Here is a 22,719-nt window from a genome sequence, read left to right on the forward strand (position 1 = left end):
AGTCAAACCTGAGATAGGTGGTGGCGGATGAAGTCCAGCTCCAGCAGCAGCAGGTTCTCGGCCACGTCCTCCTGGGGGGCCATGTGCGTCACGCCGCTCAGCGGCAGCACCGTGTGCGGACGGCCCGCGGCCAGCAGCGCCGCCGACAGGCGCAGCGTGTGGGCGGCGAAGACGTTGTCGTCGGCCAGGCCGTGCACCAGCATCAGCGGACGGCTCAGACCGGGCGCGTCGGCCAGCAGCGAGCAGCGGTCGTAGGCCTCGGGATGCTCGTCGGGGTGACCCAGGTAGCGCTCCTGCCAATGGGTGTCGTACAGGCGCGGATCGGTCACCGGGGCGCCCGCCACGGCCACGTGGAAGACGCCGGGATGACGCAGCACCGCCGCCGCCGACAGGTAACCGCCGTAGGACCAGCCGCGGATCGCCACCCGGCCCAGGTCCAGGTCGGGATGGCGGGCGGCGGCGGCCTGCAGCGCGTCGGCCTGGTCCTCCAGCGCGGCGCTCAGCTTGTCGAACCGGACCGCCCGCTCCCAGGCCGGCCCCCGGCCCGGCGTGCCCCGGCCGTCGGTCACCAGCACGGCGAAGCCCTGCTCGGCGAACCACTGCTCGATCGCGAAGCCGTCCAGGCCACGCAGCACCCGCGCCCCCATCGGCCCCCCATAAGGCGACAACAACACCGGCAACCGCCCCGACCCCGGCACGTGCCCCGAGGGGAACAGGACCGCCGTGCGCAGGTCGCGCTTGCCCAGCGACACCAGCTCCACCCGCGGCCGCAGCACCGGGACCGCCCCGTGGGAGGCGATCGTCCGGCCGCCCACGCTCACCCGCACCCCGTGCTCCTCCAGGGAGCGGCGCACCACGACCGTCGCCCCGCCCGCGCGTGTGCCGGTGTGCACGCCGGGCTCGGCGGTCACCCTGACCAGGCCCTCGGCCCTGGACCAGGTCCACAGGTGCCGTTCGGTGGGCTCCTCGCAGCAGTGGAGGAGCACGGTGTCGCCGTCGACGGCCAGCACCGCCAGCACCTGCAGGCCCGGCGGGGTCACCACGTCCCGGCCCACCATCAGGCGCCGGGTGTCGTCGCGGTCGACCGTCCAGACCAGCTCGCCCGCGGCCGTGCGCGACGGCACGCCGGGCACCAGCTCCAGCCAGGCGTCGTCGGTGTCCTCGCGCACCGGCGTGGTCGCCCCGGTGGCCGGATCGACCTCCAGGACGCGGGTCGTGCGCTGGTCGCGGCTCTGCACCAGCACCAGCAGGCCCTGGACGGTCCACGACACCGCCGCCACGTACTCGAAGGCCGCGCGGTCCCACACCACCCGGGTGCGCCGGCCCTCCAGCGTGACCAGCCACAACGACACGTCGGCGTTGGCCGTGCCGGCCGGCGGGTAGGCCATGGTCCGCGGCGGCCGGCCCGGCTCGGCCGGCTCGGCCAGGCACCACTTCTGCACCGCGGCGTTGTCCACCCGGGCGGCCAGCAGCCGGGTGCCGTCGGGCGCCCACCAGTAGCCGCGGTGACGGCCCATCGACTCGCCCGCCACGTGCTCGGGCAGCCCCCACGTCACGTCGGTGCCGTCGGGGACCAGCAGCGGCCGCTCCCCGACGTGCAGCGCCCCGCCGGAGACGAACGCGACGTGCTCGCCGGTGGGGTCCAGCCGCGGGTCGGAGCCGGTCAGGCCGAGCGCGGTCACCTCGCCGGTCAGCAGGTCGACGGTGTGCAGCGCGCCGTCGGCCGCGTAGACGGCCTTGGTCACGGCCGCGTCGGTGGCGTAGTCCACGATGCCGCGGGCGTGCTCACGGGTGCGCTCCCGGCGGGCGCGCTCGGCCTCCGACAGCCGCTCGCCGGGCACGGGCGCGCCCGGCTCGGCCAGCAGGCGCTCCTCCCCCGTCGCCACGGTGAACGACCACAGCCGGTGCACCGGGTCCTCGCCCGACGACGACCGCAGGAAGATCACCCGCGCGCCGTCCGGGGAGATCGTGAAGTTCCGCGGGACGCCGTAGGTGAAGCGAGCCGTGCGGGCGTGCTGGCGGGGAAGCGTCAGGGGAGGCATGGCGCGATCATAGGCACGGCCCGTCGAGGCGGCGCAAGGCAGGCCAAGGTGGCGGCGCGGGCACGCTCCCGCGCCGCCGCGCGAGGTCAGCGGTCCTCGAACCGCACGTCGTCGAACAGCGCCTCGTCGCCGGCCGGAGCGGTGCCCGCGCTGCTGAAGGCGTAGCCGTCCATCGAGGTCACGGCGGCCGTGCGGGGCAACGTGGCGAGCTGCCGGTCACCGGCGTACAGGGTGGCGGAGGAGGTGGTGGCCTCCAGGCGGATCCTGGTCCAGCCTTCGCCGACCGTCCCGGCGGGGGCCAGGGTCGTCCACTTCTTGGCGGCGGCGTCGTAGCGGCTGACCGCGCCGGCCCTGCTGATGCTCAGGTGGTAGGCCGACGTCGTCCCGCTGGTCACCGTGAACAGGAAGGAGTTGGTCACGCTGACCGGCTTGTAGCGGAACTCCAGGGTCTTGCGTGCGCTCGCGGTCGTGGTGCGGGCCGCCTTGGCCATCAAGGTGGTGGACTTGTCGGACAACGTCAGCGCCCGGTCGGCGCCCACCTCGTACGGCGACACCCACGCCGCCGACAGGCTCTGGTAGCCGCGCGGGCGCAGCCAGATCGGGTCGTTGTCGAAGGTGTCGGTCGTGGAGTAGAGCTCGACCTCGTTGAGCATCGCGCAGCTCGGGCCGATCTCGGCGTCGCAGTCCGGCGTGGCCTCGACGACGATCTTGACGTGCCGGCCGGTGGCGTTCACCGGCTGGTGGCGCAGCGCGTAGTCGGTGCGGCCGGTGACCGCGGCCACCGGGCGGCCCCAGTCCGCGCCGTCTTTGGAGACGTAGACGCCGGCCGAGGCCGGGTGCCCCGGGCGCAGGCTGAGGCCGATCCGGTTGAAGGTCTGCTCGCGGTCCAGGTGCAGGACGTACTCGCCGGGGCCCTGGGAGACGGCGCTGGACCAGTACGCGGTGCTGCCGTCGAAGGCGCCGTCGGGGCGCACCCGCGGCCGCCGGGCGTCGGCCCAGGTCATGTTGGTCTCGACGGTCAGCTCGCCGGCGCGCTGCTTGGCGGCCAGGTCGATCCGGCCCGCGCCGGGTGCCAGGACGTCCAGGTGGCGGCGCTTGACGGCGTACCAGCCGCCGTTCTCGAACCTGCCGCTCGCCGGGCAGGCGGTCTCGTTCAGCGTGCCGTCGGCCTTGACGCCGGGCAGCTTGCAGTTGTCGAACAGCTGGACCAGCCGGTTGGCGCCGACGGCGGCCAGCGCCGTGTACCCGGACGAGCCGTGCGTGTCGTAGACGCCGTCGCGGTTGTGGTAGGTCACGCGCTGCTGCGTCCAGGAGTCGCCGCGGCCGTCGGGAGAGATCGCCAGCCAGTCGTCCGGGCGGCCGGCGCTGAGCACCAGCACGCCGTTGGGCATGAGCAGCAGGCGCGGGGCCACGCCGCGCACCGTGCAGCTCTGGCCGGACAGCTGCAGGTCGCGCACCGCCGACCAGGTGCGGCCCTCGTCGGTGGAACGGCTCCAGGCCAGCGTGGAGTAGGTGCCGCCGTCCTTGCGCAGGACCGCCAGCAGGCTGCCGTCGGCGGTCTGCTCGACGGCCGTCTCGTTGTACGTCGCCTCGCCGGCCGGGCGGGCGATGACGCCGCGGCGGGCGAAGGTCCGGCCGCCGTCGGCGCTGGCGTACAGCTCGGCCTGGTTCTTGCCGCCGGTGGCGGTGTAGCGGGCGTAGACGGTCACCAGGACGGTCCCGTCGGCCAGCTGGATCGGCACGCCGTGCGCCACGCCGCCGCCGACCAGCTCGTCCGGGCTGGTGAAGGTGGCCTTGGCGGTGTCCCAGGTCTGGCCGAGGTCGGTGGAGGTGTGCACGTCCAGCTCGTTGGTGTGGGCGTCGACCTTCGACAGGTAGTAGGCGGTGCCGAACAGGCGGCCGTCGTGCAACTGCACCGGCGCCTCGCGCAGCGGCGTGCTGCGCGCCGGGCCGAAGGTCAGGCCGCCGTCGTCGGAGACGGCCATGCCGCTGGTCTGGGCCATGACCGCGTCCACGTTGGTGGACCAGGTGGCGATCAGCTTCTGGCCGGGCGTGCCGTCGGGCCTGACCACGTCGATCGCGGTGAGGTTGGGGAAGCCGGCGTAGTCGCGGCGCTGGGCCGCCGTCGGCTCCTTGGCCGCCGGGCGCGGGCTGGGGTAGACCCAGTCCACGAAGGCGTCGCTGCCCGATCCGGCCAGGTAGCCCTCGCGCGGCCCCGACTCCTGGGCGGTGAGGGCGGGCGTGTCGGGAATCGAGCAGTACGCGGCCGCGTGCGCCGTCCCCTGCAGGACGACGGGAAGGGGGGCCAGCAGGCAGGCGGCGAGCAGCGCTCTGGTGGGCAGCACGGGGGAAGGACTCCTTGCGCAACGAACGATCGACGTCCGTTTTGTCGTTTATTTACGCAAGAAGACTATATTTGGCCAAAAGTGGAGGTGTAAGTTGTAACTGCCTTATGTCCGCTTTGTGATGAAGTGGGGGTCAGTCGTCGAGCCCGCGGGCCGACAACGCCTCGCCCAGCGCGTCCGCATGCCGCAGGGCGCCCACCACCAGCGGCACCGCGAAGGCCCGCACGCTGCGCTCGACCCCCCGCGCCCGCTGCGCCTCCCTGATCCGCACCGCCAGCGACGCCACCACCGGCACGCTGCGCACGGTGAGCGAGAGCAGCAACGACAGCCGGAACGGGTCCAGCCCCACCAACCTGACCGGCGACAGCACGCGCTCCAGCGCCGCCAGCATGTCGGCCGTCCGCGTGGTGAGCGTCACCAGCCCCGCCAGCGCCACGGCCAGCACCACCCGCAACGTCGAGGACACCGCCGCGTCCAGGTCCGCGAACACCAGTTGCAGCACGAACAGCATGACCGCGAACCAGCGCACCGGCCGCACCTGCGCCCACGCCGCCCGTCCCCCCACCCGCGCCGACGCGTACGACGCCGCCACCACGAGCGCCGCCCCCGCCAGCGCCAGCGGCGGCCGCAACAGCACCAGCACCGTGCAGGACACCGCCAGCCCCGCCAGCTTGACCCCCGGCGGCAGCCGGTGCAGCCACGAGCCGCCCGGCACGTACGCCCCGGTGAGCCCGTTCACGCCATCAGCCTGGTGTAGTGGCCGATCGCCTCGGCCGGCGGGCCGTCGGCGACCACCCGGCCCTCGTCCAGCACCAGCACCCGGTCGAACCCGGCCAGCAGCGGCAGGTCGTGCGTCACCGCCACCACCTGCTGCGGCATCTCCCGCAACAACGTGGCCACCTGCCGCGAATGGCGCAGGTCGAGCAGCGTCGTGGGCTCGTCCATGACCAGGATGTCGGGTTCGAGCACCATGACCGCGCACAGGGCCAGCAACTGCTTCTGGCCGCCGGACAGGTGGTGGGCGGGATGGTCGGCGTGTCCGTCCAGGCCGTGCCGGGCCAGCACCTCGTGCACCCGGCGCTCGACCTCCTCGCGCGGCAGGCCCTTGCGGCGCAGGGAGAAGGCGACGTCCTCGGCCACGGTCGGCATGACGATCTGCGCGTCGGGGTCGGTGAACAGGAACCCCACCCGCCGCCTGATCCGCGCCGCCTGACGGCGGGTGTCCAGGCCGAGCACGGTGACCTCGCCCGAGGTGGGCACCGCCAGGCCGTTGATCAGCCGGGCCAGCGTGCTCTTGCCCGAGCCGTTCGCGCCGACCACGCCCACCCGGCGCTCGGTCAGGCTCGCGGTGATGCCGCGCAGCACGTCGCGGGCGCCCAGCCGGACGTGCACGTCGGCGAACTCGATCACGCGACCACCTCGAACAGCGCGGCCACGCCCAGCCCGCCGCCCACCGCCGCGGCCGCCAGCCCGAGTGTGCCCGCGGGCGCCCCGGCCCGCACCAGCCTGGAGAAGAGCCTGGTCACCACCACCGCGCCGGTCGCGCCCCACGGATGGCCGAGCGCCAGCGCGCCGCCGCCGGCGCACACCCGCTCGCGGTCGGCCTCCAGCGGGTCGAGGCCGAGCGCGTCGGTGACGGCCAGCACCTGCGCCGCGAACGCCTCCACGATCTCCACCGCGGCCACCCGTCCCATGTCCACCCCCGCACGTGCCAGCACCCGGCGGACCGCGGGCACCGGCCCCCACCCGGGCAGTGCCGGATCGCAGCCGATGACGGACCCGGCCAACAGCCGCAACCCCGGCAGGCCGGCCCGCTCGGGGGCCAGCGCCACGGCGGCCGCGCCGTCGCTGACCGGGGAGGAATTACCGGCGGTCACTGTACCGCCCGGCACGAACGCCGCGGGCAACCGGGCCAGCGACGCCGCCCGCAACGCCCTGGGACGCTGGTCCTCCGCCCGGCCGCCGACCGGCACGATCTCCTGGTCGAAGGCGCCCGCCGCGCGGGCGGCCAGCGCCTTGGCGTGGCTGAGGCGGGCGTAGTCGTCCTGGCGGTCGCGGCTGATGCCGTACGCGCCGGCCAGGGCTTCGGCGGCCGGGCCCATGTCGGGGTCGGGATGGCCCTCGGGGGCGAAGGGCGCCCGGTCGTAGGGACGGTCCGCGCCCCGCGGCGTGCGCAGCGGCGCGGTCGAGGCGCTCTCGGCTCCCCCGGCGATCACCAGGTCCATCTCCCCCGCGGCCACCGCCTGCCCGGCCACCAGGATCGCGGCCAGCCCGCTGCCGCACTGCCGGTCGACGGTCAGGCCGGGCACGCCGTGCCCGAGCCCGGCGGCCAGCGCCGAGACCCGGGCCACGTTCCCGCCGGGGCCCATGCAGTTGCCGAGCACCACGTCCTCCACCGGCCGACCGGCCTCGGCGGCCACCGCCTCGATCACGGGGGCGGCCAGCCGGTCGACGGTCACGTCCTTGAAGGCGTGCCCGGCCGTGCCGATCGGCGTACGGCGGGCCGCCACGACGACGGGTCGTCCGCCCACGTCAGACCAGCCGCCGCAGCTCGGGGTCGCCGCCGGCCAGCCGGTCGGCCACCAGCCCGCGCGCCGGCTTGCCCGACCCGGTACGCGGCAGCACGGGGACGGCGTACCAGCGCCGGGGCCGCTGCGCCGAGTCCAGCCCGCTGCGCGCGACGGCCTCCAGCAGCGCGCGCGGCGGCGGCGAGGCCCCCTCGACCACCGCGGTCACCACCGAGCCGAGCGACGGGTGCGGCGACCCGATCACCACGATGTCCCCCACCCCCGGCACGTTCCGCAACACCGCCTCGACGTCCTCGGGCACCACGGTCGCGCCGCCGGTCTGGATCGCGCCGTCGCCGCGCCCGCGCACCCGCAGCACCTGCCCGGCCCGGTACGGCTCGGCCAGGTCGCCGACCGTCATCCAGCCCGCGCCGTCGCGGCGCAGCGGACCCCGCGCGCCGCCCAGATAGCCTTCGGCCAGCCACGGCGAGCGCGCCCACACCTCGCCCAGCGCCCGCCCCGGCTCGGCCCTGACCTCGATCTCGACCTCGGGAAAGGCGCGCAACCCGCCCCCGTCGGCGTCGAAGGCCACGAACGACAGCTCGGTCGCGCCGTAGTAGGACATCACCCGCACCCCCGCCCGCCCGGCCAGCTCCCGGGCCTGCCCGCTCAGCGCCGCGCCGCCGACGACGGCCGTCCGCAGGCGGGGGGCCTGCTCCAGCACCTCGGGCAGCCGGTGGGGCACCAGGTGGATCGCCGTCGCCGCGCGCAGCGACGCCGCCGTGGGCCGCCCGCCCGGCACCACGGCCGTCGCGCCCACGGCCAGCGTGTGCACGGCGGCGAAGGCGTACAGGGAGGAGACCAGCGGGCCGGGCACCAGGACGACGTCGGCCGGGCCGATGCCGGTCAGCTCGGTCAGGTGCGGGAAGGACCGCGTCCAGGACGCGCGGGTGCGCGCGACCGCGCGCGGCCGGCCCGTGCTGCCGGAGGTGAAGCACGCCCACGCCTGGTCGCCGGGACGGGGCTCGGGCACGAGCGGCGCGCCCGGCACGGCCGGCAGCGGCTCCTCGACCCGCAGGTCCGCGCCGGCCGACCCGGCCACGCGCGCCCAACGCTCCGCGCTCCAGGCCGGATCGCCGACCAGCGGCGTCACCCCCGCCAGATCGGCCGCCAGCACCGCGATCAGCAGCTCGACCGGGTCATGCAGGGCGATGGCGGCCAGCGCGCCGCGCCCGCGCAGATGCCGCGCCCCGCCCTGGACGCGCCCGGCCAGCTCACCGTAGGTCAGCGAGCCGCCCGGACCGCGCAGCGCGACCTGGGACGGACTGTCGGCGGCGTGCCGCAGGACGTGCTCGGCGACCGGCATCAGCGCACCCGTTCGCGGTGGACGGCCGGAACGGCGTCGGGATAGGCGCGCTGCGTGCCCCTGGCCACCAGGGCGGCCACCACCGCCTTGAGCGCGTCGCCCGGCAGGAACACCGCGCTGAGCGCCAGCGCCTTGGTCAGCGGCAGCCCGGTGACCAGCGCCTGCACCGGCACGCCGACCAGGTAGACCACTCCGATCCCGCCCACCGCGCACGCCACCAGCAGCCGCAGCACGCTCGGCGTCCGGCCTGCCCGCTCCACCAGCAGCCCGGTGACCGCGGCCCCCGGGACCCAGCCGAGCAGGAACCCGGCGGAGGCGGCGGTGAACACGCCGAACCCGCCGCGCCCGCCCGCCAGCAGCGGCAGCCCGGCCGCGACCAGCACCAGCAGCACGACCACCGCCAGCGCCCCCCGCCGGCTGCCGAGGATGGCCCCGGCCAGCATGACGCCGAGCGTCTGGAGAGTGATCGGCACCGCGTTGCCGAGGACATTGACCGCGCCCGGCGCGCCCAGCACCGCGATCAGCGCGGCGAACACCGCGATCCTGGCCAGGTCACCGGTGGGGAACCGCCGCCGTCTTCCTGCGTTCGTCATGAGGACGATCCCACACCAGAACGGGTCGATCCCGCATGCAGGGTTCCCACAACACCGGTGGCTACGCCTTGTCAGAGGCGCTCATGCAGTGCGCCGTCCGGAACGCGTTGGTGATCTTCGTGTGCCAGGAGTCCAGCTCACGGGCCGACAGGGTGGCGTTCGGGAAGGTCACCGTGACCCGCCGGGACACCCCGGAGATCGTCGCCGACATGGAGACGTGGATGCGGTCGGGGATCACCGTCGTGCCGTCGGGATAGTGCACCTCGACGCGGTAGTCGGCCACCGCGCCGCCCTTGGCCTCCAGGCAGGCGCGGGCGCCGTTCTCGACGCGCAGCATCAGGCCCTGGTTGATCTGCCGGCCGCGCATGGGGACCAGGTTGTAGCGCAGGCTGGCGCCGGAGAAGGAGGAGGCGATGAGATGGCCGCCCTGCCAGTCGCCGCTGCCGCCCCAGTTGCCGACGGTGGCCTCGCACCCGCTGCGCGCGGCCGCCTTGCTGGCCAGTTGCGGGGCCAGGGCCCGCGCGGGCCGTCCGGCGCCGTCGGTGGTGTAGGTGCGGGAGCCGTCCTTGTAGGTGTGGTTCCTGGCCAGGTGCCGGATGCAGGCGGCGGCGTCCGTGGTGGGGCCGGCCGCCTGCGCGGGGACGGTGAGGGTGGCGGCCGCCAGCGCGGCGGCGCACAGGACAGGGGGGAGCCGGGTCATGGGCATGAGAAGGCATTCCTCTCGCGGGGGACGCACGACGGGCCCGCTTCGGCAGGCTGCCTCGCCCTGTCGGCGAGCGCGTCGGCTTTGTCGCGATAGTGATGCCCCGAGGAAGTTGTAGCGGAACGTTGCCACAACGCTACTGTTCGTAGTGATTACAGGTAGGTCGCCCTGTTCAGGGCTCGACGACGGCCCAGCCGTGCGGGGGCAGGGTCAGCGACGAGCCGTCCAGGACGCCGTCGCCGGCGGCCAGGCTCCCGGAGAAGGGCAGGCTGACCTGCGACGGCTCGTCGGAGGTGCTCAGCGCGACGGCCAGCGCGTGGCCGCCGGAGCGGCTCTCGTAGGCGTAGAGCTGGTTGGACAGGACCAGGTCGGTGGTGTGCGCGCGGGCCAGCCACCGGTGCCGGCGGCGCAGCGCCACGAGCCGCCGGTGCAGGCCGAGCACCGGCAGACCGGCCGGCGGCATCTCCAGCGGGGAGCCGGGGAAGGCCGGGCGCACGGCGTCGTCGCCGCCCTCGCGCTCCTCCTTGACGCCGCGCAGGGCGTACTCGTCGCCGGCGTACAGCGAGGGCGTGCCGGCGACCGTCATCAGCACGGCCAGGGCGTGCGGCAGGTGGCGCTCGTCGGCCAGGCGGCTGGCCAGGCGGGTGACGTCGTGGTTGCCGACGAACGTCATCGGCACGAAGGACTCGGCGAAGGCGGTGTGGCGCTTGAGCGCCCAGGCCAGCTCGAAGGCGTTGCGGTCGTTGAGCGAGCTCCAGATCGCCTTCCACAGCTCGTACTGGGTGACCGCGTCCACGCCGGTCTCGGCCACGAACGCGGCGTAGTCGCCGTGGATGACCTCCCCCACCACGTACGCCTCCGGCCGCCCGCGGCGCACCTCGGGCAGCACCCGCGCCCAGAACTGCGGCGGCACGGCGTAGGCGGCGTCCAGCCGCCAGCCGTCGGCGCCGCGGTCGAGCCAGTGGGCCATCACCGCCGCGACGTGCTCGGCGACGGCCGGCTCGGCGTGGTCGAGCGCGACCAGCGACTGGTGCCCCTCGAAGTCGTCGTGCGCCGGAGCGCCGCCGCCGGCGGGCCAGCGCAGCCGGAACCAGCGCGCGGCCGCCGAGCCCGGCCCCTCGCGCAGGGCCTGCTGGAAGCGCGGGAAGCCCTGGCCCACGTGGTTGAAGACGCCGTCGAGGAGCACCCGCAGCCCGCGCTCGTGCGCGGCCGACACCAGCGCGTCGAAGTCGCCGTCGTCGCCCAGGCGCGGATCGATGCGGAAGTGGTCGAGGGTGTCGTAGCCGTGGGTCTCGGCGGCGAAGATCGGGCCGAGCTGCAGCCCGTCGGCGCCCAGCGCGGCGGCGTGGTCGAGCCACGGCGTCAGGCCCGCGAGCCGGTGGGTGACCCGCGGCACGGCGGCCCGCTCGGCGCCCAGGAAGCCCAGCGGGTAGACGTGCCAGAAGATCGCCTGCTCTGCCCAGGACGGCACGTCAACCCCCCGATGAAGATCCGAAGCTCATTCTAGGCGGGCCCCCGCCGAGAGCCGCCCGCCGGGGCCCCGACCGGCTCACGCGCCGGCCGTGAGGCGCTTGTAGAAGAAGCTGCAGTCGAGCAGGGTGCCGTCGGGGGCCCCGGCGTAGCCAGGCACGACGCCGTAGCGGGTCCAGCCGCCGGTGCGGTAGACGTGCTCGGCGGCGCTGCCGGTCTCGGTGTCGAGCACCAGCAGGCCGGCCCCGGCCGCGACGGCGCCCTCCTCGGCGGCGGCCAGCAGCAGGCGGGACAGGCCGCGCCCGCGCGCCTGGCGGTGGACCAGCAGCTTGACCAGCTCGGCCCGGTGCCGCGAGTTGGGCTTGCGGGCCAGCACCAGGCTGACCGTGCCGGCCAGGAAGCCGCCGGCGTCGCGGCAGGCCCACACCGCCATGCCGCCCTCGGCCACCGCCGCCGCCTGTCCCCGCCACCAGGCCGCGGCCTCCTCCGGGCCGAACGGCTTGAGGAAGCCGACCGAGGCGCCGCCGTCGACGGCGTCGGCCAGCAGCACGCCCAGCTCCTCGACGCTGCCGGCGAACTCCTGCGGGGACATGCGGGTGACGGTGTGCACGAAAGGGCTCCTCACGGCAGGACGACGAGCAGGGCGTAACGGACCGGCGAGGGCCCCGGGCAGCGGAACCGCGACCGCCCCCACAGGCGGAAGCGCAGGCAGTCGCCCGCCTCCAGCCGGTGGACGCGGCCGTCGGCGGTGATCTCCACGACGCCCTCCAGCACCCAGACGTGCTGCTCGAGCCCCGGAACCGGCGGCTCGTCGTAGGCGATGTCGGCGCCCGGCCGCAGCCGCCCCTCGACGACCTCGCCGCGCAGCCCCGGATGCGGCGGCGAGACCGAGCGTCGCTCGAAGCCCGAGCTCTCGTCCCGCCACACCGCCTGGGCCGCCGCCCGCACCACCTGTGCAGGCTCCGGCTCCACCTCGGCCAGCAGGCGCGACATCGTGCGTCCGTAGACCGCGCAGAGCTTGTTGAGCAGGGCGGCGGTGGGGCTGATCTCGCCGCGCTCCAGCCGGGACAGCGTCGAACGGCTGATGCCGGCGCGCCGCGCCAGCTCGTCGAGCGACCAATCGCGCTCGACCCGCAGCTCGGCGAGCCGCCCGGCCAGCCGCTCGTCCAAATCCTGTCCCATATTCGAGACGATATCCCAGATGTGGGATCAGTGGCGACCCTTGCGGCGGATCCTGATGTCCCGCATGTCCGTCACCGCGATCTGCAGCGCCTGGTACGGCACCCCGTAGGCCTCCAGCGCCGCGACCGCCCGCCCGGTGGCCTCGGGCTCACCGTCGTCCGGCCCGGCGGGCACCTGGCAGCGGAAGGTGAACGCCGACACGGTGCCGTCGTGGGTGAACGTGCCCGCCTCGGTGAACGCGATGTCGTGCGCCGCCAGCACCGCGGCCCGCCCCTCCTCGTCGATCCCGTCGAACTTCCCGCGGATGGTCACCCGGAACAACGCTCAGCCCTCCCGTACGGCATAGGTCAGCAAGGGCTCGCCGAGCAGGCCCTCGGTCACGTCCAGCAGCTCCAGCACGGCCGCGGCGATGGCGTCGGGCCCCTGCCCGGCGGCCACCCGCCTGCCGACCTCGGCGTACACCAGCGAGTGCAGGCCGCCGATCTGCCAGGCGACGGCCCGCGGCAGCGGATCGCCCGGCTCGGCCCCCGTCTCCTCGGCCAGCACGTCGGCGAGCGCGTCGGTCATCTGCCCGGCCAGCTCCTCCAGGCGCGCGCGCAGCGTGGGAGCGGCCAGCATCATCTCCAGTACCTGGCCGAACCCGGCCGTCAGCCCCAGGCTGCGCTCCCGGCCGCGCACCTCCTCGCGCAGGCGGGCCAGCACCGCCCGCGCCGCCGACACGCCCGGCGCGCGCTCGCGCACGATGTCGGCGAGCCGCTGCGGCGAGGCCTCCTCGGGCGGCAGCACGAGATCTTCCTTGGCGGTGAAGTAGTTGTAGAGCGTGTTCACCGACACCTCCGCCGCCGCGGCGATCTCGGCGATCGTGACCTGGTCGAAGCCGCGCTCGACGAACAGCCCGATCGCCACGTCGGAGAGGTGCCGGCGGGTCTTGCGCTTCTTGCGCTCGCGAAGCCCTTCGGTCATGGCAGGACTTTACTGCAAAAATGAAGTGGATTGCAGTTTTGGGGCCGTCACCGCAATTCGACGTGGACGGCGAACCGGTCCCACGCCGCCTGGCGGGTGATGCCGAGAGCCTCGCCAATCCTGGCCCACGTCACGTTGCGGTCGCGCAGGATGCCCACCCAGGCGCGCAGGTCGCGTTCGGCCTGCTCCAGGGTGAGCGCCTGGCGGGGCAGGGAGGCCAGCACGTCCTCGTCGGACATGCCGGACACGTACTTGTCGTCAGGGGCGGGGCCCCAGTGGACGCGCGACCCGCCGTCGCCGGCCGGCGCGGGCTCGCCCTCCCTGCGGAGCTCGGCCTGGACGATCTGCTGGCTCAGGTCGATGCAGACGTCGCAGATGTAGACGCCGGGCCCGGCGACGACCTTCCTGGCCTCCTCGTGCGGCTTGCCGCAGAACGAACACCTCGTCGCCAGCTGCTCGACGGGCGCCGTCTCCCGGATGCTCTGTCTGTGTGTCATCATGCTGTCAGCCTTCCCTTGACGAGGCGCCGTGTCAAGGACATCCTGACGATCGCCGGGAGCGCCGTCGGGGCCGCCGGAGAACGCGCGGCGGGCGTGCGGCAGCAGCGCCCGCACCGCCGGGCCGCCGCCCTCCCGCCAGACCAGGGCGAGCAGGGCGGGCGTGCGCACGTCGTCGATGAGCAGCGCGGTGAGCCGGTCGCGGTGGAGCGCGGCCATCGACTCGCTGAGAATCGCCACCCCGAGGCCGCGCACGGCCAGGCCGGCGATGGCGTCGGCGGCGCCGGCCTGCAGCGCGATCGGCGGCCGCAGCCCCTGGGCCGCGCACGCCTCGTCGAACACCGCCCGCAGCCCCGTGCCGCGCGGCATGCACACGATCGCATGCTCGCCCAGGTCGCGCAGGGCGATCCGCCTGCGCCCGGCCAGCGGGTGCTCCGGCGGGACGGCCGCCACCAGCCGCTCGCTGACGATCGTCAACGACTCCAGGCCCTCGGGGACGCCGTTCGCGGCGCCGATGAGCGCCAGGTCGAGCGCCCCGCCACGGACGCCCTCGACCAGCTTGTCGGAGTTGTCCTCCAGCAGGGACAGCTCCACGCCCGGATGGGCCCGGCGGAAGGCGGCCAGCGCGTCGAACAGGGGCGTGATCGTGCAGCCGAGCACCATGCCGACCGTCAGCGTGCCGCGGATGAGGTCGGTCACCTCGCCGACCGCCTGGCCCACCGCGCCGGCGGCGGCCAGCGCGGCGCGGGCGTGCTCGAGCGCCGCCTTGCCCGCGACGGTGAGCGTGGCCACCCGGGCCGACCGGTCGAACAGCTCGGCGCCGAGCTCGCGTTCGAGCTGCCGGATCTGGGCGCTGACCCCCGACTGGCTGATGTGCACCCGCTCGGCCGCACGGGTGAAACTGCGCTCCTCGGCCACCGCGACGAAGTACTCCAGCTGCCTCAGTTCCATAACCTCAGATTGTAGAGGACATAAGAACCATCTGTTGGACTTCTGATGCGGCAGTCGGCAGGCTGGCACCATGACCACATACGAGAAGGCCATGCAGCCCGAGGACATCACCCGCCTGTTCGTCGAGCGCTCCAACGCCGGCGACGCGGCCGGCGTCGCCGCGCTCTACGAGGAGGACGCCGTGCTGGCCTACCCGCCCGGCAGCCGCACCGTCGGACGGGCCGCCATCCAGGAGCTGTGGGAGAAGGTGCTGGCCGGCCGCCCGCACTTCGAGCCGGAGCAGCCGCTGCCGACGCTGGTCAGCGGCGACCTCGCCCTCACCTCGACCCCGCCCAAGGACGGCTCGGGCGCCCGCGCCCAGGTCGTGCGGCGTCAGCCCGACGGGAGCTGGCTGCGCGTCCTCGACCAGCCCGAGTTCGTCCAGCCCGGCGAGCGCGCCTAGACCGGGACGGTGCCGCTGACGGTCGTGCCCTCGCCGGGCACGCCGCGCACCGACAGGCGCCCGCCCAGCTCGGCGAACGCCTCGCGCATCCGGCCGACGCCGCCGCCCGGAGCTGAGCCCTCACCCGGGCACGATCGTCGAAGCGTAGCACCACGGCCCGCCGGTCACCCGGAAGGCGTGCGGCCGGGCGCGAAGGGATCGAGCCCGGTCAGCTCGGCGCTCGCGGCCCACAGCCGGGCGGCGAGCTCGGGGTCGGCCAGGTGCCCGCGCACCGGCTCGCGGGCCGGCAGGCCGCGCATCCCCAGCACCCTGGGCCCCCACAGCTCCCCGCCGCGTACGGACGGATCCAGCACGGCCCGCACCGCCGGCCACGCCGCGGCCTCCTTGCCCTGCAGCAGCAGCCCGGCGGGCAGGCCGCGCAGCCGCTCGCCGGCGGTGCGTGGCCGGACCGGCCGCGAGGGCGTCAGGGAGTCGAGCGCGCCGCCGGGGTGGGTGACCACGCTCGCCGTGGTGGCGCCCGCGGCGCGCAGGCGGCGGTCCAGCTCGAAGCCGAAGAGCATCTGCGCCAGCTTCGAGCGCGCGTACACCCGTTTGGGCCGGACGTCGCCGCGGCTCTGCAGGTCGTCCAGGTCCAGGGTCTCGGACCTGGCGGTCAGGCTGCCGGTGGTCACGACGCGGGCGGCGGGGGCGGCGGCCAGCAGCGGCGCCAGGTGCGCGACCAGCGCGAAGTGGCCGAGATGGTTGGTGGCGAACATCAGCTCGTGGCCGTCCTTCGTCTCGCGCCGCGGCGGGTGGTCGAGCAGCACGCCGGCGTTGCACACGACGGCGTCCAGGCTCGGCAGCCGCAACGCCGCGACGACGGCCTCGACCGAGGCGAGGTCGGCCAGGTCGAGCGGCACCTGCCGGACCCGCGCGCCCGGGACCCGGCCGCGGATGGAGAACGCGGCGGTCTCCGCCCTGGCGGGGTCGCGGCTGCCGAGGATCACGGTGGCGCCGGTGCCGGCGAGCTGCTCGGCCACGAAGTAGCCGATGCCGGCGTTGCCGCCGGTGACCAGGAAGTGCCTGCCCTGCGCGGACGGCAGGCGCCGGACGTCCCAGGGCGCGGAGGAGGAGGACACGGGCGCGCTCATTTCTGTAGTGGTTATGAATTCAGAATCATTCTAGTTTTTGCTACGATGAGAGCATGACGACAGGACGCCGCGAACGCAAGAAGGCGCAGACCCGCAAGGCCCTGGCCGAGGCCGCGGTGCGGCTGTTCGCCGAGCACGGCTACGACGGCGTCACCGTCGCCCGGGTCGCCGACGAGGCCGACGTCTCCATCGCCACGCTGTTCGCGCACGTGCCCGACGGCAAGGACGCGCTGATCTTCGACGACGGCGACGACCGGCACGTCTGGCTGGCCGCCGCCGTCCGCGAGCGGCCCGCCGGGCAGAGCGTGCTGGCGGCCCTGCGGCGCTGCCTGGCCGAGCGGGGGCCGTTCGCCGGCGACCTGCCGCCCGAGCAGCGGCGCAAACGCGACCTGATCGTGGGCACGCCCGCCCTGCGCGAGTACTCGCGCCGGCTCTGGATCGCCGCCGAGGGCCCGCTGGCCGAGGCGATCGCGGCCGAGACCGGGCGCGGCCCCGCCGACATGACCGTGCGCGCGCTGGCCCGCTACGTGCTGGAGATCCCCGAGCTGGCCGGCGCCGAGCCCGACCCGCGCGCCGCCCTCGACGCCGTCTTCGACCTCCTGGAGTCCGGCTGGGCCGAGCGCGCCTGACGGCGTCGGGGCGTTGACGCGGCGGACCCGCCTCCGGTCCGCTGTACGTCACTGATCATCCACCGTGGACGCCTACCGCGCCGCCCAGCTCGACGCCGTGCTGCCTGTGCTCCGACCACCGCGCGCTGGTCGGGACCGTCACCCTGTCCTGAGGCGCCGCTCCACCGCGGGGGCCTGCTGACAGGGGCCTGTCAAACAGCGGCCAGCCACCTTGTCGGGCAGGTCGCGCGGGCGCACAGTCAAGGCACATCACCGCCCAGGAGGATGGATGAACGGAAGACCTGCCCCCCATCGTCACGCCACGACCGCGGTAAGACGTCTCTTAGCCGCCGGTCTGGCCGTGTTCGCCGCCGCCTTCCTCGTCGCGACCCCCGCCGGGGCCCTGGCGCTGCCGACGGCCAAGGAGTTCGTGTCGAACCTCGACCTCGACTGCTTCAAGACCACGACGTACCAGCCGCCGGCCGTCGCGCTGACGCTGAAGCACATCAACCCGGTGCTGGCCAACCAGCCGCCCGTGCAGGTCACGCTCGGCCCGCGTGAGCAGCTCTGCGTGCCGGTGGCCAAGAACAACGTCATCCCGCCGTCTCCCGCGCTCGACTTCGTCAGGTTCGTCGACCTGTCCTGCTACCGGGTGAGCGGCCCGCAGATCAACCTGCCCCTGTCGCTGCGCCACCTCAACCCCGTCCTGCAGGGCCTGCCCGGCCTCAGCGTCACGCTGAGCTCGCCCCAGCAGCTGTGCGTGCCGGTCAGCAAGAACGGCGTCGTCCCGCCGCCGGACGTGCTGAACGTCATCTCGCACATCGACCTGCTGTGCTACGCGCACACGCCGAACCCGTCGATGAACAAGGCGTTGAACCTCACCCAGCTCAACCCCGTCCTGGTCAACCAGATCCCGCCCAGGACCGTGCAGGTGGCCGCCGCCCGCCAGCTCTGCGTCCCGGTGCAGAAGAGCGGCGACCAGATCCCGGCGGACGTGTTCGCCCTGGTCCGCTGGGTCGACCTGGAGAAGTTCGACGTCGTCAGCCCGGCGACCCCCATCGTGTCGCTGACGCTGAAGCACCTGAACCCGGTGCTGGCGAACCTGCCCGCCGAGGAGCTGAGGCTCACCGGCGCCGCGCAGCTCGCCGTGCCCGTCTCCAAGAACGGCGCGGTGCCGCCCTCCTGACGCACCCGGCCGGGCCGGCCCCACCGGCCCGGCCGCCTTCCGCCCTGCCTTCCGCCCTGCCCGCGCAGGACAAAGGATTCCCCAGCTTCGGGTCGTCCGAGAGTGGCGTCCCACTGCAAGCGGTATGACCTGTTTCCGATGAGTCGTGGAGCATTCGGGGGAACGGTGGGAATGTCCTGGCGGGCGGTGGTGACGCTGCTCATCGCCGTGGCGCTGACCGGCGGTTGTGGCGGCGGTGACGGCGGTCAGGACGGCTCCGGGGCGGGCGAGGCCGGGCCCGGCGCGCCCCAGCAGGCCCGGCCCGTCATCACGCCGGACGCCCCGATCGTCCCCGACGACGCCGGCGACCTGCCCGACCCCACCGCGCAGGTGGGAGTGGACTGCCAGCAGGTCCTCAACAACCGGGACTTCGCCGGACCGGCGGCGCAGAAGATCGACCAGGTGGCCGCCGACCCCGGCAGCTCCGACAGCGAGAAGGCGGTGGCCAACGCCTGCGGCGCGGTGATCAAGGCGAACAGCGGGAAATGGGACGAGTCGATCAAGCAGGCCCACACCGCGAACAGTCTCCGCGAGTCCGTTCCCCAGCAGATGCGCACGCAGTTGTTCGCCATGGTCGACCAGGCGGAACTGGAGAGTGCCGCCGCGCTGGGCGACAGTGACAGGGTCCGGCAGATCATCGCCCGCATCGAGCGGGAGGGTGGCCAGGTCCCGGACAAGTACCTCAGGAACGCGTGCGCGGTGGTGTCCGGCACGCAGACCCTTCCGGAGTGCGCGACGCTCACCGCCTCGCCCGGATCCTCGCAGCCTTCCTCCCAGCCCTCGTCCGGCACCTCGTCCGAGTCCACGTCCGGGCCGTCGGAGCCCGCCGGGCCTTCGCCGGGCGAGCCGCCCTCCGAAGCCCCCGGCACCGAGCCGCCCGGCGAGCCTCCGGACACCGGCGGCGAGACCGGGCCGCCCGGCGGCAATCCCGAGCCGCCGCCGGAGGACACCGGCCCGGCGCCGGCCCCGTCGTGACCGCCCCGCCACCCGCCGCCGCACCGCCGGACGACGACGCCGGCACCGGCCAGGACGTGTCCCGCCTGTGGCGGATCCTCGCCCACGTCGTGACGCCGACCACCTTCATCGCCGCCATCATGGTGTACTTCGGGGCGGTCCGCACCAACACCATGTACGCCCGCCTCGGCGTGGACCAGAGCATGCTGGGCCTGTCCCTGCAGGACTACGCGCTGCGCAGCGTCACGCTGGCGGCAGAGCCGCTGATCCTCGTACTGGTGGCGGCCCTGGTCGCGCCCCCGGCGCACGCGTGGCTGACCCGGTCCGCCGAGCGGCATCCCGCCTTCGCCAAGTGGGCGGTCAGGGTCATGGCCGTCCTCGGGGCGGCCGGCGCCGCGCTGGGCATCGGGAGCCTGGCCGGATGGAGACTGATGCCGCCCTACGCCAGCCTGGGCGAATGGAGGTCGCTGCCGCCCTACGCGGGGGTGGCCGGATGGCGGCCGCTGCCGGCCTACGCCATGCCCCTCTGCCTGGGCCTCGGCGTCTTCCTGCTGGTCTACTGCTCCTCCCTGCGGCGACGGCTCGACCCGCGCCACGCGCCCGCCGCCACCGATCAGCTCGTCCGGCGCACGCTCTGCATGGCGCTCCTGCTGTTCCTGCTGCTGTGGGCGATCACCCTCTTCGCGCAGTCCCGTGGAGAGCGGGAGGCCAACCGGACGCTGGCCGGCATGCGCAGGCTGCCGAGCACGGTGGTCTACGCCGCCCGGCGCCTGAACCTGGAGGGGCCGGGCATCACCGAGACCGCCCTGCCCGACCCCGCCGCGATGTACCGCTTCCGCTACACCGGCCTGCGCCTGCTGATCAACTCCAACCAGCGGTACTTCCTCCTGCCCGCCTGCTACATGTCCGACCCGTCGGCGCGGGCGATCGCCCTGCCCGCCGACGACTCGCTGCGCCTGGAGTTCGGCTTGTTCAGGGTGCCCTCCGACTGCCCTCGCTGACCGGCCGCGGCTCGCGGGTCACACGCCGAGGTGCACGTACGGCGCCCAGAACATCGGGCTGCCGAAGCGGGCGGTGCCGCGCAGCCGGGTGACGGCCCGGTGCAGCGCCACCGCGGGCTCGGCGTCGCCCGCGGCGAGGACGGCGTACACGTCCGCGGCCACCTCGGCGGCCGAGGCGTCGTACATCGACCACAGGGTGCCGATCACGTTGCGGTAGCCCGCGAGCTGGAACGCCGCGGCCAGGTGGATGGCCTCGTCGGTGAGCGCGGCGTCGCCCTGCGCGGTCTCACAGGCCGACAGGAAGGCCAGGTCGCCGCCGTCCACGCCGATGGTGGTCAGGTCGAGCACGGTCAGGTCGGCCGGCCTCCCGGGCCGCCGACGCGCATCGCTCGCTCGAACGGCGCGGCGTTCGCGGGCGATACGTCCTGCGGTTCGGCTGACCGCCCCTCACGCAGGTGTGCACCTCACTCCGGAAAGCGCCGCCACCAGCCGTCGCCGCCGTCGAACCGTGACCGGGACGAACGGGCCTCATCAAGTTCAAGCCCCTTCGGTAGATCCATAGGGAAGGTTTCGATATACCGTCGCGCGTGTGGACTTACGCCGATTGCAGTATTTTGTGGTCGTCGCGGAAGAGGGAAACGTGGGCCGTGCCGCCCGCCGCCTGCTCATCTCCCAGCCGCCGCTGAGTCAGCGCATTCGCGAACTTGAGGCGGAGCTGGGATGCGCGCTGTTCGTCCGCACCACGCGCGGGATGATCCTCACCATGGCCGGCGAGGTGCTGCTCAGGGAGGCCCGGGGACTGCTCGCCGCCGCCGCGGGCGCGGTCGAGCGAGTACGGCAGGCGAACGGTGAGCCGGTACTGCGGATCGGCGTGCTGGGCCCGGCCGAGTCGGCCTTGTCGGCCGAGGCGGCCCGGAGCTTCACCCAGCGGTATCCGGCCTCGCGGGTCCAGCTTCGCCAGGGCAACGTGGCCGATCCCACGATCGGGCTGGGTCGCGGCGAGGTCGATGTGGCGATCACGTTCACGCCGTTCGACGAGACCGGGCTGGCGGTTCACGCGGTCCGGGCCGAGCCTGTGTACGTGGCGCTGCCCATGGACGACCCGCTGGCCGACCGGCCCTCACTCGACCGCGCCGAGCTGTACGGCCACCGGACCGTCCGGCTGCCCAGCGAGGCGGACCCCACCTGGGTGAAGTTCTGGCAGATTCCGGGCGACGGTCCGGTGGTGCGATCACTCGGCGAGGCGCTGCACGCGGTCCTGTGGCAGCAGGCCGCGATCTTCGTTCCCGAGCGGACGACGCGGACGAATCCCGTCCCGGGCGTGCGCTACGTCCCGCTGGCCGATCATCCCTCGACCCACCTCGTCCTGGCCAGGCGAAGCACCGATCACTCGCCCCTGGTGACCGGCTACATCGCCGCGAGCCTCGCCTGGCCCGAGAACTCAGAGTCCGCCTGACGGCTGACGGTCAGTCATCGATCAGAGAGATCCAGCCCGCGACACTCCAGGCCGCGGTCGAGGGGCTGTAGATGGCGAAGTCGGTCGCGCCGCCGATGGTCGTGTAGCCGCTCTTGCCCTTCCAGCTCACCCCGACGCCGGTGTCGGTGTTGTTGGCCCAGGCCCAGGGGTCGACCTGGCCCCGGCAGTTGTAGATGCTGCCGCCGACCGAGAACCCGAAGATGCTGACGGAGATGGGCTGCTGCCGGCAGGGCTCGAAGAACTGCGTCCACTTGGGGTCCTGGTCGACGATCCAGTTGCCGGGCGGGACATAGGTCCACTGCCAGGTCTGCTTGATCTCCGTACCCTTCGCCTGGTCGCGGGCGCTGTGCCAGATCTGGCCGAGGACCCCCCAGTTCCCGGCTCCGTCGCTGTTGACCAGCCAGTAGCCGTACGAGGCGTAGACGTGGGCGTTGCCGAACGTGACGTCGGCGACCAGGTACCAGTCCGGGTTCCGGTCCACCGGGGTGCTCAGGGCGGCGACGCCCCCGCTGGTCGCCGGATCCGGGAGGGACCCGGCGTACTTCAGCAGGTCGGACTTGCTGAGGTTCGGTCCGGTGATGGACAGCCCGACCGCTCGGCCGCCGGCGAGCTGTGCGGAAGGGTCCACACCGGGGACCTGGGGCGCCGTGTGGACGACCCGGACGGTGCTGCCGGGCAGCACTCCCTGAAGCCTGAGCTTCACGCCGGTGTTCGAGGTCCAGGTGATGGTCCGGACTCCGACGGCATCCGCCGTGCTGACGGACTCGGTGAAGGTCTCGCCTGCCTGATCGGAGACGATGGCGACCGGCTTGTCCCGACCGGACGGTGGCGACTGAGCCGCCGCCGGGCTCGTCGTCAGGGCCAGCGTCACGGCGACGGCGGCCAGGGTGCGTAACGACCTCATGGTTCTCCTCCTGGTGCCGGAGCGGGGTGACGAGGGGAGGTGCGGCTCCAGCCCCTCCAGAAAACGATTTCAGTAACCGCTCGTCCAAGACTTTTTTGGGATCACCAGGACAGTTCTCGATATGGCTCCCTTCCGGGTGACCGAGACCAGGTCGCGGTCAGCCCGGTCGTCGAGCCGTTCGACGTGGGTGCGCCGGTGCTCGCCGGCAGAACGCTTCCGCCACCCCTGTTCGAGTTTTCGGCAAAACAATGCTGACGCATGAGCCGGAATGAACCCGGGAAAAATGCCGGCTGTCTGAGAAAATGCGGACGCGGCGCCGGGATCGGCGAAAGTGCGCGGTCCCGGTGAACCGAGAGTGG

At 73.9% G+C, this 22,719-nt stretch carries 23 protein-coding genes; 6 read left to right on the forward strand and 17 right to left on the reverse strand.

The window, feature by feature from the left end; genetic code table 11:
* Positions 1-2: 2 nt before the first annotated feature.
* The 14 genes from AB0J71_RS19915 to AB0J71_RS19980 all read right to left on the reverse strand — a co-directional run bounded on the left by AB0J71_RS19915 (position 3) and on the right by AB0J71_RS19980 (position 14,619).
* Positions 3-2,042, reverse strand: coding sequence for a prolyl oligopeptidase family serine peptidase (locus AB0J71_RS19915; protein WP_364415335.1), 2,040 nt, complete (start codon positions 2,040-2,042; stop codon positions 3-5).
* An 86-nt stretch (positions 2,043-2,128) separates the two neighbouring features.
* Positions 2,129-4,387 carry an exo-alpha-sialidase gene (locus AB0J71_RS19920; RefSeq protein WP_364415337.1) on the reverse strand — a complete coding sequence of 753 codons (2,259 nt, stop codon included), beginning with the start codon at positions 4,385-4,387 and terminating at the stop codon, positions 2,129-2,131.
* Between the two features lie 133 nt (positions 4,388-4,520).
* Positions 4,521-5,126: an energy-coupling factor transporter transmembrane protein EcfT gene (locus AB0J71_RS19925; protein ID WP_364415339.1), complete on the reverse strand. Its 606-nt coding sequence runs from the start codon at positions 5,124-5,126 to the stop codon at positions 4,521-4,523.
* Positions 5,123-5,797: an ABC transporter ATP-binding protein gene (locus tag AB0J71_RS19930; RefSeq protein ID WP_352330565.1), complete on the reverse strand. Its 675-nt coding sequence runs from the start codon at positions 5,795-5,797 to the stop codon at positions 5,123-5,125. The genes AB0J71_RS19925 and AB0J71_RS19930 overlap by 4 nt, the downstream gene beginning before the upstream one ends.
* The gene (locus AB0J71_RS19935) at positions 5,794-6,918 is read right to left on the reverse strand and encodes a thiolase family protein (RefSeq protein WP_364415341.1); all 1,125 of its coding nucleotides are present in this window, start codon (positions 6,916-6,918) and stop codon (positions 5,794-5,796) included. The genes AB0J71_RS19930 and AB0J71_RS19935 overlap by 4 nt, the downstream gene beginning before the upstream one ends.
* Before the next feature lies 1 nt (position 6,919).
* Positions 6,920-8,260 (reverse strand): AMP-binding protein, encoded by a 1,341-nt coding sequence (locus tag AB0J71_RS19940; protein WP_364415343.1) that lies wholly within the window; start codon positions 8,258-8,260, stop codon positions 6,920-6,922.
* Positions 8,260-8,853: a biotin transporter BioY gene (locus tag AB0J71_RS19945; RefSeq protein WP_364415345.1), complete on the reverse strand. Its 594-nt coding sequence runs from the start codon at positions 8,851-8,853 to the stop codon at positions 8,260-8,262. The genes AB0J71_RS19940 and AB0J71_RS19945 overlap by 1 nt, the downstream gene beginning before the upstream one ends.
* A 61-nt stretch (positions 8,854-8,914) precedes the next feature.
* Positions 8,915-9,553: a DNA/RNA non-specific endonuclease gene (locus AB0J71_RS19950; protein ID WP_364415347.1), complete on the reverse strand. Its 639-nt coding sequence runs from the start codon at positions 9,551-9,553 to the stop codon at positions 8,915-8,917.
* Positions 9,554-9,728: 175 nt separating this feature from the next.
* The gene (locus tag AB0J71_RS19955) at positions 9,729-11,027 is read right to left on the reverse strand and encodes an alpha-amylase family protein (protein ID WP_364415349.1); all 1,299 of its coding nucleotides are present in this window, start codon (positions 11,025-11,027) and stop codon (positions 9,729-9,731) included.
* A 78-nt stretch (positions 11,028-11,105) separates the two neighbouring features.
* The gene (locus AB0J71_RS19960; RefSeq protein ID WP_364390309.1) at positions 11,106-11,636 is read right to left on the reverse strand and encodes a GNAT family N-acetyltransferase; all 531 of its coding nucleotides are present in this window, start codon (positions 11,634-11,636) and stop codon (positions 11,106-11,108) included.
* A gap of 11 nt (positions 11,637-11,647) precedes the next feature.
* Positions 11,648-12,208 (reverse strand): XRE family transcriptional regulator, encoded by a 561-nt coding sequence (locus AB0J71_RS19965; protein ID WP_364390307.1) that lies wholly within the window; start codon positions 12,206-12,208, stop codon positions 11,648-11,650.
* Between the two features lie 27 nt (positions 12,209-12,235).
* Entirely contained in the window at positions 12,236-12,520 is a 285-nt protein-coding gene (locus AB0J71_RS19970; protein WP_364415351.1) for a DUF6204 family protein, read from the reverse strand.
* A gap of 12 nt (positions 12,521-12,532) precedes the next feature.
* Positions 12,533-13,171 carry a TetR family transcriptional regulator gene (locus AB0J71_RS19975; RefSeq protein WP_352330596.1) on the reverse strand — a complete coding sequence of 213 codons (639 nt, stop codon included), beginning with the start codon at positions 13,169-13,171 and terminating at the stop codon, positions 12,533-12,535.
* A 47-nt stretch (positions 13,172-13,218) separates the two neighbouring features.
* Positions 13,219-14,619: a LysR substrate-binding domain-containing protein gene (locus tag AB0J71_RS19980; protein WP_364415353.1), complete on the reverse strand. Its 1,401-nt coding sequence runs from the start codon at positions 14,617-14,619 to the stop codon at positions 13,219-13,221.
* A 70-nt stretch (positions 14,620-14,689) separates the two neighbouring features.
* Here AB0J71_RS19980 and AB0J71_RS19985 point away from each other — a divergent pair, with 70 nt between their 5' ends.
* Entirely contained in the window at positions 14,690-15,061 is a 372-nt protein-coding gene (locus AB0J71_RS19985) for a nuclear transport factor 2 family protein (protein WP_352330593.1), read from the forward strand.
* Positions 15,062-15,225: 164 nt separating this feature from the next.
* Here AB0J71_RS19985 and AB0J71_RS19990 read toward each other — a convergent pair whose 3' ends face one another.
* On the reverse strand, positions 15,226-16,179 hold the full coding sequence (locus AB0J71_RS19990; protein WP_364415356.1) for an SDR family NAD(P)-dependent oxidoreductase: 954 nt from the start codon (positions 16,177-16,179) through the stop codon (positions 15,226-15,228).
* 65 nt (positions 16,180-16,244) lie between these two features.
* Here AB0J71_RS19990 and AB0J71_RS19995 point away from each other — a divergent pair, with 65 nt between their 5' ends.
* The 4 genes from AB0J71_RS19995 to AB0J71_RS20010 all read left to right on the forward strand — a co-directional run bounded on the left by AB0J71_RS19995 (position 16,245) and on the right by AB0J71_RS20010 (position 19,979).
* Positions 16,245-16,820 (forward strand): TetR family transcriptional regulator, encoded by a 576-nt coding sequence (locus AB0J71_RS19995; RefSeq protein ID WP_364390302.1) that lies wholly within the window; start codon positions 16,245-16,247, stop codon positions 16,818-16,820.
* A 268-nt stretch (positions 16,821-17,088) separates the two neighbouring features.
* Entirely contained in the window at positions 17,089-17,985 is an 897-nt protein-coding gene (locus AB0J71_RS20000) for a hypothetical protein (protein WP_364415358.1), read from the forward strand.
* Between the two features lie 171 nt (positions 17,986-18,156).
* The gene (locus tag AB0J71_RS20005) at positions 18,157-18,999 is read left to right on the forward strand and encodes a hypothetical protein (RefSeq protein ID WP_364415360.1); all 843 of its coding nucleotides are present in this window, start codon (positions 18,157-18,159) and stop codon (positions 18,997-18,999) included.
* Positions 18,996-19,979 (forward strand): hypothetical protein, encoded by a 984-nt coding sequence (locus AB0J71_RS20010; protein WP_364415362.1) that lies wholly within the window; start codon positions 18,996-18,998, stop codon positions 19,977-19,979. The genes AB0J71_RS20005 and AB0J71_RS20010 overlap by 4 nt, the downstream gene beginning before the upstream one ends.
* Positions 19,980-19,997: 18 nt before the next feature.
* Here AB0J71_RS20010 and AB0J71_RS20015 read toward each other — a convergent pair whose 3' ends face one another.
* Positions 19,998-20,327 carry a CHAT domain-containing protein gene (locus AB0J71_RS20015; protein WP_364415364.1) on the reverse strand — a complete coding sequence of 110 codons (330 nt, stop codon included), beginning with the start codon at positions 20,325-20,327 and terminating at the stop codon, positions 19,998-20,000.
* Positions 20,328-20,568: 241 nt separating this feature from the next.
* Between AB0J71_RS20015 and AB0J71_RS20020 the strand changes: the two genes are divergently transcribed.
* Entirely contained in the window at positions 20,569-21,435 is an 867-nt protein-coding gene (locus tag AB0J71_RS20020) for a LysR family transcriptional regulator (RefSeq protein WP_352325768.1), read from the forward strand.
* A 10-nt stretch (positions 21,436-21,445) separates the two neighbouring features.
* Here AB0J71_RS20020 and AB0J71_RS20025 read toward each other — a convergent pair whose 3' ends face one another.
* Positions 21,446-22,360, reverse strand: coding sequence for a hypothetical protein (locus tag AB0J71_RS20025; protein ID WP_364415366.1), 915 nt, complete (start codon positions 22,358-22,360; stop codon positions 21,446-21,448).
* Positions 22,361-22,719: the final 359 nt, after the last annotated feature.

The sequence above is a fragment of the Nonomuraea sp. NPDC049637 genome, from assembly GCF_040675235.1.
GTDB lineage: Bacteria > Actinomycetota > Actinomycetes > Streptosporangiales > Streptosporangiaceae > Nonomuraea.

Excerpts from the sequence above, each read along its gene's own strand:
- AB0J71_RS19915 (WP_364415335.1), bottom strand. The coding sequence starts at position 2,042 with ATGCCTCCCCTGACGCTTCCCCGCCAGCACGCCCGCACGGCTCGCTTC.
- AB0J71_RS19940 (WP_364415343.1), bottom strand. The coding sequence starts at position 8,260 with ATGCCGGTCGCCGAGCACGTCCTGCGGCACGCCGCCGACAGTCCGTCC.
- AB0J71_RS19945 (WP_364415345.1), bottom strand. The coding sequence starts at position 8,853 with ATGACGAACGCAGGAAGACGGCGGCGGTTCCCCACCGGTGACCTGGCC.
- AB0J71_RS19950 (WP_364415347.1), bottom strand. The coding sequence starts at position 9,553 with ATGACCCGGCTCCCCCCTGTCCTGTGCGCCGCCGCGCTGGCGGCCGCC.
- AB0J71_RS19965 (WP_364390307.1), bottom strand. The coding sequence starts at position 12,208 with ATGGGACAGGATTTGGACGAGCGGCTGGCCGGGCGGCTCGCCGAGCTG.
- AB0J71_RS19975 (WP_352330596.1), bottom strand. The coding sequence starts at position 13,171 with ATGACCGAAGGGCTTCGCGAGCGCAAGAAGCGCAAGACCCGCCGGCAC.
- AB0J71_RS19980 (WP_364415353.1), bottom strand. The coding sequence starts at position 14,619 with ATGGAACTGAGGCAGCTGGAGTACTTCGTCGCGGTGGCCGAGGAGCGC.
- AB0J71_RS19985 (WP_352330593.1), top strand. The coding sequence starts at position 14,690 with ATGACCACATACGAGAAGGCCATGCAGCCCGAGGACATCACCCGCCTG.
- AB0J71_RS19995 (WP_364390302.1), top strand. The coding sequence starts at position 16,245 with ATGACGACAGGACGCCGCGAACGCAAGAAGGCGCAGACCCGCAAGGCC.
- AB0J71_RS20000 (WP_364415358.1), top strand. The coding sequence starts at position 17,089 with ATGAACGGAAGACCTGCCCCCCATCGTCACGCCACGACCGCGGTAAGA.
- AB0J71_RS20005 (WP_364415360.1), top strand. The coding sequence starts at position 18,157 with ATGTCCTGGCGGGCGGTGGTGACGCTGCTCATCGCCGTGGCGCTGACC.
- AB0J71_RS20025 (WP_364415366.1), bottom strand. The coding sequence starts at position 22,360 with ATGAGGTCGTTACGCACCCTGGCCGCCGTCGCCGTGACGCTGGCCCTG.